Annotated in this window: 3 protein-coding genes; 2 read left to right on the top strand and 1 reads right to left on the bottom strand. The window is 61.6% G+C overall.

What is annotated here, in order from left to right:
* On the bottom strand, nucleotides 1–15026 hold a 15026-nt coding region (locus VHX65_17815; GenBank protein ID HEX4000413.1), incomplete at its 3' end, for a PA14 domain-containing protein.
* 443 nt (nucleotides 15027–15469) lie between these two features.
* Here VHX65_17815 and VHX65_17810 point away from each other — a divergent pair.
* The gene (locus VHX65_17810; protein HEX4000412.1) at nucleotides 15470–16339 is read left to right on the top strand and encodes an HAD family hydrolase; all 870 of its coding nucleotides are present in this window, start codon (nucleotides 15470–15472) and stop codon (nucleotides 16337–16339) included.
* 51 nt (nucleotides 16340–16390) lie between these two features.
* Nucleotides 16391–17866, top strand: a complete 1476-nt coding sequence (gnd, locus tag VHX65_17805; GenBank protein HEX4000411.1) for a decarboxylating NADP(+)-dependent phosphogluconate dehydrogenase — start codon at nucleotides 16391–16393, stop codon at nucleotides 17864–17866.
* The last annotated feature ends 65 nt before the right edge of the window (nucleotides 17867–17931 follow it).

Genomic DNA, 17931 nt, shown 5'->3' with positions numbered 1-17931 from the left:
AAGCTGTTGGTGAAGGCCAAGGTGCCGGCGTTCACGTTGATCGAACCGCTGTTAAAGACCGGCTGGCCGCTGATGGCCAATGTGCCGGCGTTTACATTGATCGAGCCACCGTTCAAAGTCGACTGGCCGTTGACGGTCAATTTGCCGCTGCCGTCGCCGCTGCTCATGTTCAGCGTGCCGCCGTTGTCGAGTTCCAGGCCGCTGACCGTAACGTTGTTGGCCGAGGTGGCGGAGAATGTCGCGCTCGAGCCGGATCCGGTGATCGTCAACCCGCCGCCGCCGAGGGACGAGCCGTCGTCGACCAGCAATTTGCTGCCGCCTTCAACCGTCGTGCTTCCGGTGTAGGTGTTGGGCGAGGCGAGTTCCATCGTACCGCCGCCGTTCAACGTAATCGATCCTGTGCCGGAGATAGCGGGGCCTGTGCCAGTGTAGGACGACACGAACAAGTAGCTGGTCGAACCATTGACATTGAAGGTGGTATTGCCCGAGGAATCGGCGAGAATGAGCGACGTTTCCAGCGTGACACTCGTGGGGGCCTGGCTACTGCTGGCGAGGTTGACCTGCGCACCAGCGCCACCGTTGTCGAGCGTCAGGCTGTAGCCCGAGCCGCTGCCGCCGGAGATCAACGTGAAGTTGGTGCCTGAGGTAAAGTTGAGTGTACCGACGGTGTAGGTGTTGTCTATCGTATTGGTGTTGTCAATGGTGACCTGTTGCGACAGCGTGCTAACGCTGCTGTCGACGAAGGTTGCGGTGTCGGTCGGTCCATCGGGAAGGGTGCCCGACTTCCAGTTGCTCGGATTGCCGAAGTTGTTCGGACCGCCGTTGTTCGCGATCCAGTATGAAGAGCCGTTGTTGACCGTGGTCGTGACGATCAGGTCGAGTTGGTCAGAGTAGGTCTGCGTGCTGAGCTGAAGGGTGTAGCCAGGGACGCTGTTGGTAGTCCAGTTCGTCGAAGGGAGACTCGTGCCGGAGCTACTATTGTAGCTGATCAGTTCGTAGGTGCCCGGCTCCAGAGAGCCGTTGTAGTCATTGATGACCACCGTGCCGCTGTTGCCCAAGGTCAAGTTGGTGGTGGTGATGCTATCGTTATATTGGTTCGCACCCATCGGAGCATTACTGCCGGAGGCGTCGGCCGTGCTGCTGAGATTGAAAGTGAGCGCCGAGCCCGATTGGAGGGTGAGTCCGCCGTTGAAGACCGCATGGATTCCAGGCGACTGGCCAATGCTGGGTGCAATCGTGCCGCCGCTGGCGACGGTGACCAAGCCGCTTACCGTGCCGGAGCCGCCGAATGTGCCGCCGTTGACGGACACCGGGCCGGTGCCGGTTGCCGACGTGGCGCTGGTGCGCACGGTGCCGGAGTTGACCGTGGTGCCGCCGCCGTAGGAATTGGCCACGTTTAGGTTCAGCAATCCGGTGCCGCTGTAGGTGACGGTGCCGGTGCCAAGGTTGTCGCTGATCGGAGTGTTGCTAACCGTGATGTTGCCGGCGCCGGTAAGCGTGAGAGCATTGCCGTTGGTGGCGATGCCGCCGTAGAGCGTGAGCCCATCGCCGCTGGAAGTCGAAAGCGAGCCGATCGTGGCGCCGCCGCTCGCGACCGTGATCGCGCCGGAGTAGGTGTTGATGCCGTTGACGCTCACCAAGGCGCCGTTGCCGCTCGGGCCGGTGCCGGCAATCGTGGTCGAAATTGGAGCGCCGTTGGTGGCGGTCAAACCGTAGGTGAGTGTAGTGCCGCTGCCGCTTTGCAGGCCCAACGCCGCGCCGGAGGCAACCGCGACGCCCGATGTGTTGCCGAGGGCCTGGCTGTTTTCGAGCACTAGCTGACCGGCATTGACGGCGACGGCGCCGCCGAACGTGTTGGCCGTGTTGAGGAACACGTTGCCGCCGACGGTTCCGTTGCCAGCGAGCGTAATGCCGGTCGTGTTGCCGTTGATCGAGCCGCTGCCGGTGATCAGGTAGTCGACGCCGCCGTTGGCCGCGCCCGTGTTCGTAAACGTGACGGAACTGGGCGAGACGGCGGTCGTCAAATTGACGGTGGCCAAGTAATTGGGGCTGCCGGAGTTCGGCACAAGCGATTGCGTCGAACCGGTGTTGCCGAATGTGACCTGAGCGGGATCCGTGTACGCTGACGCAAGTGGAGACGCGCCGACCGTGGCCCAGTTTTGGGTCGTCGTATCCCAGTTGTTGTTGCCACCAGTGCCGGTCCAGGTCAATGCGCCGACGACGATCAGGTCGAGCTGAGTGTTGTTCGCGGCGGTTTGCAGCGTGTAGCTGAACGGGCTGGTGCCCGAGGTGCCCAGGCTGAAGCTGCTGGCGGAAATCGCTCCGCTTGAAACCGAATACAGATCGTAGATGCCGGCCGCGATCGAGGAGCCGAGGATATCGACGACGTTGGTGCCGCTGACGGTCAGGCCACTTCCGCCGGTGATATTGATCAGGGCGATGGAGTTATTGTCGCCTGCCGCGTCGAGCGTGAAATCGGAGACCGAAAGATTGTTCAACGTCAAACCGCCCGGGAGCGTGAGTGATGAACCGCTGGCTGCGGCAATCGCGGGGGCGGCGCCGCCATTGGGAGGGCTCATGAGGGTGACCGGGCCGTTGATCGTGGCGGTGGTGATGCCCGAGTCGAGGGTTGGCCCCGACAGAACCGCCGAGTGGCCGACGACGCCGTCGCCGACCGTGACGGCCGTGGCGCCCAACGAGCCCGTAATGCGAAGCGTTCCATTGTTGACGGTGGTGGTGCCGCCGTATGTGTTCGTGCCGCCAAGGGTGAGCATGCCGGAGCCATTTTTCACGAGGCTGCCGCTGGCGCCCAATAGGACGCCGGAGAAGACGGTGTTCGTGCTGTCGCCGACGGTGAGTGTTTGCGATTCGAGATTGACAGTGCTACCCGACACGCCGGTCAGCGAGGCGACTGTTTGATTCGTATTCCCCAAATCGAGCGTTGCCGTGCTGCCGGTCAGATTCATGGCTGTGGTGGCCGGAAGGATATTGCTCGAAGAATACGTTAGCCCGCTGAACCACTTCTCGTCGAGATACAAATCCACCGCTTGCTGCTGCGCGGTTGTAAGGGTGCCGTTGTAGACGAGCACTTCGCCGACCGTGCCGTCGAAATTGCGTCCCGTGTAGGAATCGCCTAATGCCGCGATCCAATTGTCGACCCCGGAGCTGACGCCTTCGAGGATCATCGGCTGGTTCGCGGTGAAGGTTCCATTTCCGGTGCCGGCGGGGTCGCCGTTGATGTACATCGAGCCGCCGCTGGTGAAATCGTTGCTATTACTGCCGCTGCCGTTCGCCCAAGCAGTCGCGCTCGCGAGCCGGATGCTCAGGTCCGTAGCGCTTTCGCCGAAGATGCCGTTAAGCGCGGTGTAGCCGTTGACTTGATTGACGATGAACACGGTCTGGACACCCGTGGACTTGCTGGCCGTGAGCAAGTCGGTGGTGCCATTGAAGCTCACGGATCCCAGGCCGTTGATGCCGCTAGCGACGTAGGTCGGCTGGTCCGCGGTCGTCGATTGCGTGAAGTTCACACCACCGCCGCTCGTATCGGTCCAGCTCGAGACGGATCCACTATTGCCGCCCGACAAGGTAAGGTTGCTGAGCGTTGCAGCGTCGAGATGGATCGAAAGTCCGGCGATCGACGGCAGCGTTGGAAGAATCGCGCCGCTTTGGAGCCGCAAGGTGCCGCCGCTGATCGTGGTGGCGCCGGTGTAGGTATTGGAATTCTGCAAGATGAGGCTGCCGGTTTGTCCCTTGTTTAGGGTGAGCCCGCCACCTGCGCCGCTGACAACGCCGCCAAACGTGGACGACGTATTGTCGTTTGCGCCGGCGCCGACGGTGAGCGTGTTGGCGCCCAAAGAGACATTGCCGTTGCCGGATAATGTGGCGATGGTCTGGCTTGACGAGGTGCCCAAGGCAAACGTCGCGCCACTCGCGACGCTGAGGGCCGAACTGGCGCCCACCGCGCCCGGAGCATTGGCATTGAGCGTTCCGCCGAAGACGTTGATCGAGGTGTTTGGCGTCAAAGTGGACGGTTGGCTCAATGTCACCGAGCCGGGGCCGTTGAAGTCAATCACTCGGGCGGTGCCGCCGTCGTTCAGCGCTCCCAGCACTAGCGTGCCGGCGCCGCCGCCGCTGCTCGCGGCGACGTTGAAGGTCGGATTACCGGCGAGCGTTGTCGTGCCGAAAGTCAGGCTGTAGGCGCTTCCGGTGGTATCGCTGCTGCTGACGTTCAATGTGCCCGACGTGTTGAGCAGGCCCATGGTAGCGGCGAGCGAGCCGGTCACATTGATCCCGGCCGTCCCGCTGACGGTGACATTATTCGCGTACGTTTGCGTGGCGTTTAACGCGGGAGACGCGTTGCTCAAGACCGTATCCGGAATATTCTCCGCGACATTGCCGGTGTCCGGGCCGGAATATTCGATTGCCAACCCCGCGTTGCCACCGCCCTGTTGGAATCCGATTTCGATCGGATGGCTGCCTGCGGATAGCGTGATGGAAGCACTGGCGGAACCAAAGTGGGTTGCAATCAAGGGAGTGCCGACGCCATTCACGAACAGGACTGCATCGTCGTCGTTCTGCTCGGTGAAGGTGTAGGTGCCGGCGGTGGCGATCGTGATATTGCCGGAAATGAGCGATTCGTAGTTTGTGGCTTGCGTAAAGCCCTGTTGTGAGAAGGCCTGGCCATTGGTGGCCGCGACGTATCCGGTGGACTGGGTTGCCCCGTTGGTTCCCGTGCCAGGGAACTCCAAATACGTGGCCCCGCCCGCAGTCGATATCGCCGTGGAGACGAGTTGCGATTGGATGTTGGCGTAGTGCGCATTTGTCGTGGCAAGATCGGTCGAGATGCCGCTGCCGAAGTCGGCGGCCACCCAGCCGTTGCCATTGTCGTTGTAGAATTGCATCTGCAAGCCGGCCGTGGTGACGAGCGATTCCTGTCCTTGCAAGGCGAGCGTGGCGCCGCTTAACGAGACATTACCGGCTCCCAAGGGAGAACTACCGACAAGCGACGCAGCGACGGCCAGTGTGCCGGCATTAACGATCGTCGAACCTTGCGAATTTGCGCCGCCGACCGTGAACGTGCCCGTTCCGGTCTTGATCAGGCTCGAACCGGTGGTGCCGTTCAGGGGCCCGTAGAAGCCCGACGAAAGATTGTCGGTGTTGCCTACGGTAAGAGTATTGCCATTCAAATTGACGGTGCCCGCACCATTCAATGCGCTAAACTGCGTATTGGCTCCCAGCGTCAGGGTGGCGACGGTCGGCGTCAGCGTTTGCGGCACATATACCTGGGCAAACGTTCCCAGTGCCGTGCTGCTATCGAGGATCAAACCTCCGCCATTGACGTTGACCTTGGTGCCGCTTTGCAAGCCGGTGCCGTTGCCACTAAGGGTGAGCGCGTTGGCGCCGGCTTGATTCAACGTGGCGGCGCCGGCATCCGTCAAAAGGCCGGCGTAGCTGGAGCTGAGGTTGTCGGTGCTGCCAATCGTTAACGTGCCAGTGCCGAGGTTTATGGTCGGCGTTGCAATGGAACTGTTGAGCGAGCTGATAGTTTGGGTCGTGGCATTGATCGCCAAGGTTCCGGCGCCGCTCATATTGATTTGCGCGGTCGTTCCGAGAGCCGAATTGGCGATAAGGCTCACATTGCCGGAATCGTTCACCGTCGTGCCTACCCCCAAGCTCGTGGCTGCGGCGGAGAGGATCGTCGTGCCGGTGTCTTGGAAGGTAATCGTGCGCGCGGTGCCATTGTCGTTCAGGGCGCCGAGCGTCAGGGTCGTATACTGCCCACTGACATCGAATGTCGGACTGCCCGCCAATGTGGTGGCGCCGACCGTGAGCGAGCGCACGGCAAAGTTGCTGACCGTGCCGCTGGCAAGCACGTTCAACTGGTTCGTTCCGATTGTCAATGAGCCAAACGTGGCGGCTGGGACGTTGCCCAAGTCGAGCGTCGAATTGGCGTTGACCGCAATGGGGTTAGCGTATGTTGGGGTTGAGACAAGGGTCGTTTCAAGCGTCGGGAGGTTTTGAGAAGTGTTCGGCGTGGTCGAGAAGGCCAGATCGTCCGGCGAGGCGGTATAGCCGCCGTCGTTGCCAATTTGCGACACGGTGCCAGGATTGGTCGTACCATCGTAAATGGCCTGGGCACTGACCATGTAGCCGCCGCCCCCTTCGTAGTAGGCGATTTCGATGTTGTGGAGCCCGGCGGTTAGTTGCAGCGTTCCGGTTTTCTGCGTATTCCCCTGAAAGTTGTTGTTAGAGACGACGGTCGAGCCATCGATGAACAGCATGCTGCCGTCGTCGCTGGTGGTGGCGAAGGTGTAGTAGCCCGTCGTCGGAATGTAGACATTCCCGGTGGAAATAAGCGTGTAGTTATTGCCGTTGTTCAGGCTGTTGCCATTCGTATTGGCCGTGAACGTATTCGAGCTGGAGCCGAGATAGTTTGTGCCGACGTAAAAATAAGTCCCCAATGGCGTGCCGCCGTTGTTGTTGGTCGACAAGAACGTTCCGGGCGATGGCGTGAGCCCGCCAAACGTCGATTGAATCGTCGCAGCGGAGGTAAACTGGTTGGTCGCGGGAATCGGGATGTTATTGCTGCCGGCGAGGTAGTAGGTGTTGATCAGGCCGGAAACGACTTGCGACGCGCCCTGCAATTGGAGCGTCCCGCCGCCGCCGGAGAAGATGAGCGTTCCGGTGCCGAGGGCCGAACTGTTGGTGGCGATCAACTTGGCGCCGTTGGAGACTGTGGTTCCACCGGCATACGTGTTCGAGCCACCGAGAACAACCGAGCCCGCGCTCGATGAGTAGCTAAGCGAGGAACCCGAAACGACGCCGCTCAACGTGAGTTGGTCGGTGCTGACGGTCGTGGCCACGACGCCGCCGCCCGCGCCGAGCGAGACCCCACCGGCATAGGTGGCGTTGCCGCTTGCGCGGAGCGTGCCGCCGCCGGAGAGCGTCAGCGGGATGGTGCGTTGCGAGCCGGAGTTGTAAGTGGCCGCGGTGACACCGTAAGTCGCGGAGCTGCCGCTGGTGGAATTATTCAGCACCAAGCTGCTTGTCGATCCGCTGACGAGCACGCCATTTGAATTGCCAAGCGCCGTGGAATAGTTGAGTCCGTTCGAGGCGGCGACGGGCGCGTCGCCGAGATTGATCGAGCCGTCGTAGATCGCCACGCCGCCCGTGAAGCTATTGGGGCTATTGAGATTGACCGGGGCGCTGCCGTACTTGGTAATCGACGCGGCTCCGCCGATGCCAACGTTGCTGGTGTCGCCCGATGTGTTGCTGATGTTGTACGTGACGACGCTGTTGTTGAACGTGACGGTGCCAGGAGTGACTCCACCGCTCGTCACCACCACGGATTGCGAGGTGCCGAGTGAGTTGCCCAGCGCACTCGTATCATCGAATTCGACGCCGGAGCCGGCGGCTCCGGTGGCTGCGGTGGCCGTGGCCGTTCCAACTGTGGTAGCCCAATTCTGGATCGCACCGGTTTGACTATTGTTCGGATTCGCGACGGTGTCCCATATGGTCATGCCGTTGGTACTGTTGGCGCCGGTCCAGCTTACATCAGGCGAGAGCGTCACATCGATTTGCCCATTGGCCTGGCTGAGCAGATAACCGGCGTTGCCGGGCACGGTGCCGAGCACGAAATAGCCGGGATTCGGGTCCGTGCCCGTGTAGGAATACAGATCGTAGACTGCGCTCGAGGATGCTGGCGTTCCCGTCAGATTGACGATATTGGTTCCCAAAACCGTCAATGCGCCGCCGGTGACATTGACCATCGGATTCGTACTGGAACCGGTCAGGTTGAAGCTGGAATTGCTTTGGGCTGCCAACGTAAGGCCGCTGCTGCTGCTGAGCGTCAGCGTGGCCCCATCGGTCCCGGCGAGTGTTCCGCCGGCGTTGACCGTGACCGCGCCCGAAATGGAGCCTTGGCTAGCGGCGGTCGAGCCGGCAAGCGTGCCGGTGGAATTGACCGTCACGGCGTCGGTGCCGGTGGCCGAACCGCTCGTATTCGTGACCCGTAGCGTGCCGCCATTGATGACCGTGCCGCCGGTGTAGGTGTTGGAGGAGTTGGAGAGCGTCAACGAACCGCCGGGGCCCTTGTTGAGAATCAGGGCCGTGGTGGTTCCGCTGCCGGTGATCGCACCGGAGAAAGTGGATGCCGAGGAATCGGCGCCGCCGCTGCCGATGGTCAAGGCATAGGTGCCGAGGCTCAGACCGCCGGCGCCGCTCACGGATTGCAGGGTTTGGCTGGCGCCGATATTGATCGTGCCGGCATCCGTGACGGCCGATTGGGTGCCCAAAGCGGTGGCGTTGTTCAGATCGAGCGTAGTGCCCGAGGCGAGGCTAACGGGGCTGGCGAAATTCGGACTGGCGCCGGTGAGCGTGAGCGTTCCGCCGCCGGTGACGTTCAATATCCCGGTATTGTTGGAGGCCATATTGACCGTGAGCGAGCCGGAATAGCCGGCGATTGTGGCTGTCGGCGCGGTCAGGTAATTGCCGGCGTTGGTGATGTCGATGCCGGTGATATAGCCTGTCGTCGGATCGAGAAGTGCATAGGCGGAGCCGGTGCCGCCGGATAGCGTGACCGTGGGGGGGGTGACAAAAGAATCGGTCGTCGTCGTGGCGGAGATCGAGGCAATGCCGCTGTTCGCGATCGTCGCCAGGGGTTGAGTAATTGTCACTGCAACGCCGTTGGTGTTGATCGTGCCGCCGCCGGTGTAGAAGTTGACCGAGCCGGTGCTGTTGCCCAAAAAGTTGGTCGACGCTGCGCCGGAGGTTAGAGTGCCACCGTTGAAATTGAGCACGGTCGAGGTGGCATTGCCGGGGGTGGTCCACGCGTTTGTGTTGAGAATGCCGCCGTTCAAATTGACCGTGCCGACTGCCAGCGCGCTGCCGTTGCCGACTTGAAAATTGCCGGTGGTCGAACTGACGCTTCCGCCGTTGATATTGAGAAAACCGGTGACCGGTCCGCTGGAGTTTTCCCAGGCGAGAAGTATATTTTGGCCGCTGCCGCCCAGCCGCATCGTGCCGCCGTTGATGTCGAACGTGCCCGTGGCCGCCGGGGTATTGGAGGCTATGCCGATGTAGAAGTTGCCGCCGCTTTGATTCCAAGTGCCTGCTTCCTGAAACAGTGTGCCGTTGGCGGCGCCGACTGCTGCTGAAGTCCAGCCGATGGTGGTGTCGCTTGAGGCCGTGATCGTGCCGGTCGTGGTCGGGCTAATATAGACCACCCCGGTGGCATTGGTGGCAAGACGCACATTCGAGGTGCTGATCGGATTCGCCGACGCATTGGCGAAGGCCACCGTACCGTTTACATTCAGGCTCCCGACGGTGTCGATGCTATAAACCGGACTGCCTGAGGTGAGGCTTTCGAACTGGTTGATCGTTCCGGTGTAGGTGAACGGCGTGCTGTTGTTGAAAATCAGCGTGCCGTTGTTGTAGATCATCGTGCTGGCGATCGGGCCGTTGAACTGCAACGTGCCAGCGGCGACGGAGGTAGTGCCCGTGTAGGTGCTGGTGCTGTTGATGATTTGCGTTCCGGCGCCGAATTTCGTGAGCCCGCCGATGCCGGAAATCACGCCGGAGAAGGTCTGGCTCGTGCCATCCAGTCCGGTGATTAATCCGCCGGTGGTAAGCGCGAGGTTGCCGGAGCCTTGCAGCGAGCCGACCACGAGGTCGGGAGAAATCGTGTAGGCCGAGGAATTGCTGGTGTTGATATCGGCAAACGTGGTCGGCGAACCGGGAAGCGACATTTGCACATTCAAGCCGTCGCCGCCCCCCCCTTGCTGATAACCGACGACGATCTGATGCGGACCGGCAGCGAGCGTGATCGAGCCGCTGTTGGTGGTGTTGTAGGCGTTGGTGGCGATTTCCACGCCGTCGATGAAGACCGTGCTTTGGTCGTCGCTCAGCGGCTTGAACGTGTAGCTGCCGGCGGTGGCGACGTTGATGATGCCGCTGTAGTAGCCATTGAAATTGTCGGCCTCGGCGCCATCGACCGTGGTAAAGGGCGCGGGAAAGCTCGTTCCCGTGTTGCTTGTCGAACCGGAATCGAAATCCAAGGTTGAAGTGAGCGGGGCAATCGCCGGCTTGCCCATCGCCGAAGCACCGAGTTGCTCGCCGAAGATCGACGACTGATAGTTGTTGCCGTTGCCGCTCCAATACATGCTCGAAAGGCCCGTATTGACGGTGTTGACATTGAGCGTCGAACCGGCGGCCAGATTGAGGCTGCCGGTGCCGATAGCGGCCCCTGCGCTGGCCGTGATGTTCGCGTTGACGATCGTTTGGCCGGTGTAGAGGCTGCCCGTGTTGGAGGTGCTGGAAACCAGCAAGGTCGCAACGCCCGGGCCGGCGAGCGTCACCGAGCCCGTTCCTCCAATGGGATTGCTGATGGTTTGGGCTGCGTAGTTCGCAACGATCAAGGAACCGTTGTTCGCGATCGCGCCGGGCAGGGCGCCGAGATTGGCCAAGCCATCACCGAGCCGCACCGTTCCGCCACTGTTGATCGTCGTGCCGCCGGTGTAGGTGCTGCCGGTGCCGGTGATTTGGAACGTGCCGGGTCCGGAAACGGTGAGGCTGTTCGTGCCGCCGTTGTTGGCGATGATGCCGCCGTAGGAGAGCGTGTCGCCGCCGTTGATGGCGATCGTGCCACCGCTGCCGGCAGTCGATGAACCGAGCGCGACGCCGCGCAGCGAATTGAGGGTGAACGTGGCGTTGGCGTCGAGGGTGCCGCCGTTGAGGAAGATGTTGTTCGCGGCCGCCGAAGGCACGATGCCGAGTTCACCCGAGGCGCCGCTGGAGGCGCCGTCGGAAGTGACTTGCAGCGCGGCGCCGGCCGAGACGGTCGTGCCGCCGCTGTAGCTATTGTTCGTATTGCTCAAGACGACCGTGCCGGGCTGCCCGACCAAGACCCGATCCGTCCCGTTCGAGCTATTGTTGTCGGTCAGCAGGCTTGAGACGGTGAGGGTTCCGCCGCCGCCGCCGAAGCTATAGATGTTGTTGCCGGGCGTAAGCGTACCGCTGTAGGTAAACGCGCCCGTGCTGCCGAGCGAAACATTCGCCAAATTCGCACCGGTCGAGCTGAAATCGAGCGGGTTGCTGCTGCTGGCGCCCAAGGCAACCGCGCCGACGGAGTTCATAGCAACGGTGCTAATGAAACTTTGGTCGATCGCATTGAGGTCCGAGACGACCGCACCGGCTCCGATGTAGATGCTTGCGGCGCTGGGCAACTCGTTGTCGGGGACTGCGAAGGCCAAGTTGCCGCCGGAAACGTTGGTGCCGCCGGAGTATGTGCTTTGCGCGCCGAGGACCAGAGTGCCCGGGCCGGCAAACGTCAGGACGTTCGAGCCGCCGTTGTTGGCGATGACGCCGTTGTAGTAGACGGTGTCGCCGGCTGCGACAGCGATCGTGCCGCCGCTGCCCGCGGTTGCAGAACCGAGCACGATGCCGCGGTTGGCATTCAAGGTGAAATTGCCGTTGCCTTCGAGCGTGCCGCCGTTGAGGAAGATATTATTGGCGGCCGAGGCGGGCACCTGGCCCAACGGGGCCGTGCTGCCGGCGCCGTTGGTTGCCGAATCGGAGGCGACCAAAACGGTGCCGCCGTTGGAAACGAACGTTCCACCGGTGTAGCTGTTTGCGCCGGTGAGTGCGACGGTGCCCGATGGCTGGTTGTCGGAAACCGAGGTTGCCCCGGAGAGAACACTGCTGACGGTGAGCGCGCCACCGCCACCGCCGAAATTGTAGACGTTGCCGCTTCCGGGCGTCAGTGAGCCGCTATACGTGTAAGCGCCGGTCGCTCCGAGGCTCGTGGCTGGTGAGCCGGCCGTGGCGAAGTTCAACGCATTTGCGCTGCTGGCGCCGAGCGCCAAGACGCCCGATGACGTTGGTGTCAAGTAGTTAAGGAATGTCTGATTGATGGCGAAACCGGCGACAAGCGTTCCCGCGGGTCCGACGGCGATGTTGGCCGTGCCGGTCGGCGCATCGGCATCGTCGTTGAATTGCACGAAACCCGCGCTGACCGTAGTGCCGCCGGAGTAGGAGTTCGCTCCGGAAAGGATCACAGTGCCGGTGCCGAGTTGCGAGAGGCTGCCGAGCCCGCTGATCGCATTGGCATAGGTAATCGAAGCGCCGCCGGCAGTGTCGAAATTGAGGGCCGTGCCGGTGGCCGCCAGATCGACGCTGCTGCTGGCAAATGAGCTGGCGGCGGTGCCGTCGCCGATCTGGAGCGAGCCGCCGTTGATCATGGTCGCGCCGGTGTAGGTGATGTTGGCGCCGGTGAAGGTGAGCGAGCCGGTGCCGTTCAGCGTGAGGCCCAGAGCGCCGACACCGCTGCCGCCGCCCGATGTCGTGCGGAAATAACCATTAAACACTTCGTTGGCGGAGCCGAGGTTGACTGTCAGCGTCGCGGCGGCAGCGCTGGTTTCCGCTTCGGTATTCTCGATCACGCCCGCGCCGTCGGTGTCGGAAATGCCGGCAACGATTTGGCTATTGCCCATCAACTTCAAAAACCCGTAATTGCCGCTAGAGTCATTGAAAGCGACCGTGGTATTCGGGCCGAACTGATTCGGGGCCTGGGTTTGCACGAAGGCATAGCCCGAGTTGCCGCCGGTCGTGAAGCCGGAAACGACGCCGATCGAGGCGACGTTGCCGATCAAGAGCGGCCCGACGATTGCATTGCCCGACGGGTTGTCGAGTGTCAGTTCGTTGCCGGAATCGGTCCCGTTGCCGCTGTTGGCGACGATCGTGGTGCCGGTGTAGGTGTTGGCGCCGGTGAGAATAAGATTGCCGGCGTTCGACTTGACGAGTCCGTCGAGGCCGGTGCCGTTGTTGGCGATCACGCCCGGCACGGTGAACGTGTTGTTCGTCGTCGGCACGTCGATCTGGCCATAGCCATTGCTACTGGTTGCCGGACCGACAAGAATTCCGCGGTTGGCATTGAGGGTAACGCCGTCTGCTGTTTCCTGCAGTCCGCCATCGTTCAACACGATATTGCCGGCGGTGAACGAGGAAGGCACGGTTCCGAGCGGCGATGTGCTGCCGCCAGTGGCGCCGTCCGATGCGAAGCTGACGAAGCCGCCGGTCACGGTAAGGCCGATATAGCTGTTGGGACCGCTGAGTGTTTCGATTTGGTTGCCGGTCATGCGAACGGTGCCGGTGCCGCTGATCACGGTGGCGGTCGATTGGGCCGTTGTAGGAGCGAAGATCAAAATGCCGTTGTCAACGATATTGCCGCCGACGCTGCCGTTCGCCGCGGAGCCCAACTGCAGGGTGGCGCCGGAATTGATCGTGGTCGCGCCGGTGTAGGTGTTTGCACCGCCGAAGATCTGCGTGCCCGTGCCGCCAACGGTGACGCTGGCTAGCGCGCCGCTCATGACGCCGGTGTAAAGACCGTCGGTCGTGGAACTGACCGTCAAGGCGACGGCGGTACCGCCGCTGTCGAGCAGCGAGAAATTCGAGCCGCCGGTGAGCCCTCCCAGCGTGAACGAACCAATTCCCGCCTGGAATGCCAAGCCATTGGTGGCCGCGACGCCCACCATCGAATTTTGCAGTGCCAGCGGATTCCCCAGTAATATCTGGCCGGCCCCAATCGTTGTCGGCCCCAAGAAGGTGTTGGCCCCTGTAAAGGTCTCGGTGCCGGTGCCGAACTTGAGCAGGCCACCGGGACCTGTGATAGCGCCACTGAACGTCTGCGACGAATTGTCGGATCCAAAAATTAGGCCGCCGTCGGTCAACTGCACGCTGCCGGAGCCCGACAGGTTGGCGACCATCAAGTCGGGCGAGATTTGGTCGTTGGTGGTGTCGAGATCGGCGGTGGGAGTGCCGGTGCCGGCGATCATCTTCACTTGCAGGCCGTAGCCGCCGCCGCCTTCGTAGTAGCCGATAACGATATTGTGCTCGCCGGCCGTAAGCGTAATGGATCCCTTTTGGGTTGTTTCACCTTGAAAATTGTTGTTGCTTACGACGGTCGTGCCGTCGATGAAGAGCATGCTGCCGTCGTCGCTGTCGGTCGAAAATGTATAGGTGCCCGTGGTGGGGATGTTGATCATGCCCGTGTAGTACGATTCCCAATCGACTTGCGCTTTCTGATTAAATGGCGACGCGAAGCCTAAGCCTTCGCCGGCGAGATCAAAATTTAGCGTGGGCGTCAGCGCGGTGGTCATGGGCGTAACCGTCGCAATGCTCGCGGCCAGTAGCGAGAGGTTTGCGTAGTTCGGCAGCGGGGCGTTTGTGTTGGTGAACTGGTTCGCATAATACAACCCGAGCAGACCCGTGTTCCCGCCGTTAACAATCAGGTTACCCGACGATTGCAGGGCTAAACCGCCAGTTCCGAGCCCGAGGGCGCCGGTGCGGACGGTTCCGTTGGTGATCGTCGTTCCGCCGCTAAACGTGTTGTTGTTGGCCAGGCTCGTGAGGTTCAAGGTGCCGCCGCCGGAGACGCTGATGCCGCCGGTTCCACTCACCATGCCGCCGATCATCGTCGTGCCACTGCCTGTGAGCGAGAGGTTGTTGGCGCCGAGAGACAATGTGCCGCTAGCGGTGAAAAAACTGCTTGAGCTGTTGTTCCAGGTGTTCGCGGCGCCGAGGCTAATTGGGGCGCTGATCGTCACCGCGCCGCCGCTGGACATGCCGATGCCGCTGTTGAGCGTCAGCGTATTAGTGCCGGAAAGCAGGTAGCCGCCCGAGCCGGCGTCGAAATTGATCGAGCCGACGCTAATCGCCGCGCCCAGTGTGATGGTGTCGAGCGACGTGTTCGTGCCGACGCCGATATCAGCGGTAACCGAGTCGGTTCCGCTCGATGGCCAGGCAACGTCCGCGCCGGAATAGTACCAGGGCATATCGGGCCCGAAATCCCAACTGCCGCCACCATCGGAGCCGGTCGGATTGCCGCCCGACGGATCCCAGTAATATGTCTGCGCTTGCGCGGCGAATGCTGCCAATGCCAGCGGGGCGCTTAGCAGCAGAAGTCGCAATCGGCGAAACGAAGCCGAGGAACGGATAATGGATATCAGACGGATGAAAAATCGAGTGTGCATCGGCATCCTCAGAACGAAAGATCCGCGCGCGCGTTCCACCGGCCGCCCTGCGAAAGGCAATATCCGGCGCATCGCGCAGCCGTCGACTAACTTTGAAGAGCCCGGCAATCGCCGAGCATCCCACTGCAAGGTTCGAGCTCTCCCCAGGGCTCGAACAAGGGGGGTTCCAGACCCCCTGCAAACGAACTGAGCCGGACAGCTAATGGCCTTCCGGCTCACATTATGCTCTGAATGTAGTCGGACCTTGCGAAAGACGCAAGCAGTTTGGCTTCGCGATGAGAACTTGATAGGGAGGTGAGTCCGCGGCTTTGGCCGATCGCCCCGTAAGCCAGTTCGGTCCAAGGCAGCATGCCGCATCCTTTACAATCTTGGCGCATGGCCGGTATATTCGCCGAACGTCCGTTTCGATGGCAGTTCCGCAGTTTTGTTCGTGGCCCGGCCCTATGCTCGAATTTCCCAAGCAGCATGAATTTCTCGTCGGCATCGATTCCGACGGATGCGCGTTCGACACGATGGAAGTGAAGCACAAGGAATGCTTCATCCCCAACACGATTTTCGCTTACAATCTGCAAGGCATCAGCCGCTACGCCCGCGAGGCGGCCGAATTCGTCAATCTCTATTCCAAGAGCCGCGGGATCAATCGGTTTCCGGCGCTGATCGAGACCTTTCACTGGCTTCGCAAGCGGCCCGAGGTGCGGGCGCGCGGCGTCGAAGTCAAAATTCCCGACGGCTTGGTGCGATGGATGGAACGGGAAACGAAGCTCGCGAACCCGGCGTTGGCGGCCGCCGCAACCGCCACCGGCGATCCGGATTTGAAACAGGCGCTCGAGTGGTCGCAAGCCGTCAACGATTCGGTCGCGAAGATGGTGCACGGCGTGCCGCCGTTTCCATACTTGCGCGAGAGCCTGGAAAAGTTGGCCGATCGGGCCGACATGGTCGTCGTTTCCGCGACGCCGCACGAGGCTTTGGTACGCGAATGGGAGGAGCACCGCCTGGACAAATTCCTCCGCGCGATCGGCGGCCAGGAAAAGGGGACCAAGAAGGAAATGCTCGGCATCGCCCGCAACTATCCACCGGGCCAATCCCTGATGATCGGCGATGCGCCGGGCGACCATGCCGCGGCCGAGGCCAATCGGGCCCTTTTTTTCCCCATCAATCCCGGGGGGGAAGAGGCCAGTTGGCGGCGTTTTTTCGAACAGGGGATCGACCGTTTCCTGGCCGGCACTTTCGCCGGCGAATATCAACAACAACTGCTCGACGATTTCCACCGCTATCTGCCCGACCGGCCCCCCTGGCCCATCGTCGAGTCTTAGACCTGAAGCTGAATGTCGAGTCTTGAACGCCGAAAGAAAGCGATCGCCACGATGCCTGAATCCTGCGATTTCGGAGTGATCGGTCTGGCCGTGATGGGCGAAAATCTGGCCCTCAATATCGAGAGCCGGGGATTTCGCGTGGCCGTGTTCAATCGCACGACGAGTGTGACCGACACGTTCCTTCATGGCCGTGCGGCGGGCAAGAATTTCGTCGGCTGTCATTCGCTCAATGAGCTGGCGGCAAACCTTTCGACGCCGCGAAAAGTGATGCTCATGATCAAGGCCGGCCCGGCGGTCGATGCGGTGATCGACGAATTGATACCGCTGATGTCGCCCGGCGACGTGATCATCGACGGCGGCAACACATTCTACCTCGATACCGAGCGGCGCACGCAAACAGTCGAAGCGAAGGGATTGCTGTATGTCGGCAGCGGCGTGTCGGGCGGGGAGGAAGGCGCCCTGCTCGGGCCAAGCCTCATGCCCGGCGGCAGCGAAAAGGCCTGGCCGCTGATCAAGCCGGTGTTGCAGGCGATCGCCGCAAAGGTCGGTCCGAAGCAAGACATTCCCTGCTGCGAATGGATCGGCCCCGGCGGATCGGGCCACTACGTCAAAATGGTCCACAACGGCATCGAATATGGCGACATGCAGTTGATCTGCGAAGCCTATTTCCTGCTCAAGGAAGCGGCGGGGCTGGCGAACGCCGAAATTTACGACGTGTTCGCCGAGTGGAATCGCGGCGAACTCGATAGCTACCTGATCGAAATCACGCGGGACATCTTCAGCGTCAAAGACCCCGAGACCGGCGCCGACTTGGTCGACATGATTCTCGACACGGCCGGCGCAAAGGGCACCGGCAAGTGGATGAGCCAATTGGCGCTCGATCTCGGGGTGCCGAGCACATTGGTGACCGAAGCGGTTTTCGCCCGCTGCCTGTCGGCGCTGAAAGCGGCCCGGCTGAGGGCCAACCGGGTGTTGAAGGGTCCGGATCCGAAAGCCGCTCCGAATCTTGGCGAACGACATGAGTTCGTCGAAGCCATTCGGCATGCCCTGTATGCCTCGAAGATTTGCAGCTACGCGCAAGGCTTCGTTCAACTTGCCGCTGCCGCGGCCGAACACAAATGGCACCTGAACTACGGGCATATCGCCCTGCTCTGGCGCGGCGGGTGCATCATTCGGGCACGATTTTTGGATCGCATCAAAGACGCGTTCGACGCCGATCCGAAACTGGAAAATCTGCTTTTGGCCCCCTATTTCACCTCGGCCGTTCACGAAGCGCAGCCTGCCTGGCGGCGGGTGGTAGCGGCAGCGGTCGAGCTGGGGATTCCTGTGCCGGCATTCAACTCGGCATTGTCTTATTTTGATGGAATCCGTCGCAACCGACTCCCCGCAAACCTGCTGCAAGCCCAGCGTGACTATTTCGGCGCCCACACGTATCAGCGCACCGACCGTTCCGGCACGTTCCACACGGATTGGTTGAAACTAAGGAGGGGCGAGGGGCGAGGGGCGAGTAACGAAGACATTCGATAGACCGTCGTCACTCTGGCGCGTAAATCGCAAAGGAGCCTGAAACCCAACCAAATTTGAAACCGCGA

The sequence above is a fragment of the Pirellulales bacterium genome (assembly GCA_036267355.1).
GTDB lineage: Bacteria > Planctomycetota > Planctomycetia > Pirellulales > DATAWG01 > DATAWG01.
Note: the sequence above shows the minus strand (reverse complement) of the source record. Positions and strands in the feature narration are given on the sequence as shown.

Bases quoted from the DNA above. Each gene is read 5' to 3' on its own strand.
- VHX65_17810 (HEX4000412.1), top strand. From the start codon at position 15,470: ATGCTCGAATTTCCCAAGCAGCATGAATTTCTCGTCGGCATCGATTCC.
- gnd (HEX4000411.1), top strand. From the start codon at position 16,391: ATGCCTGAATCCTGCGATTTCGGAGTGATCGGTCTGGCCGTGATGGGC.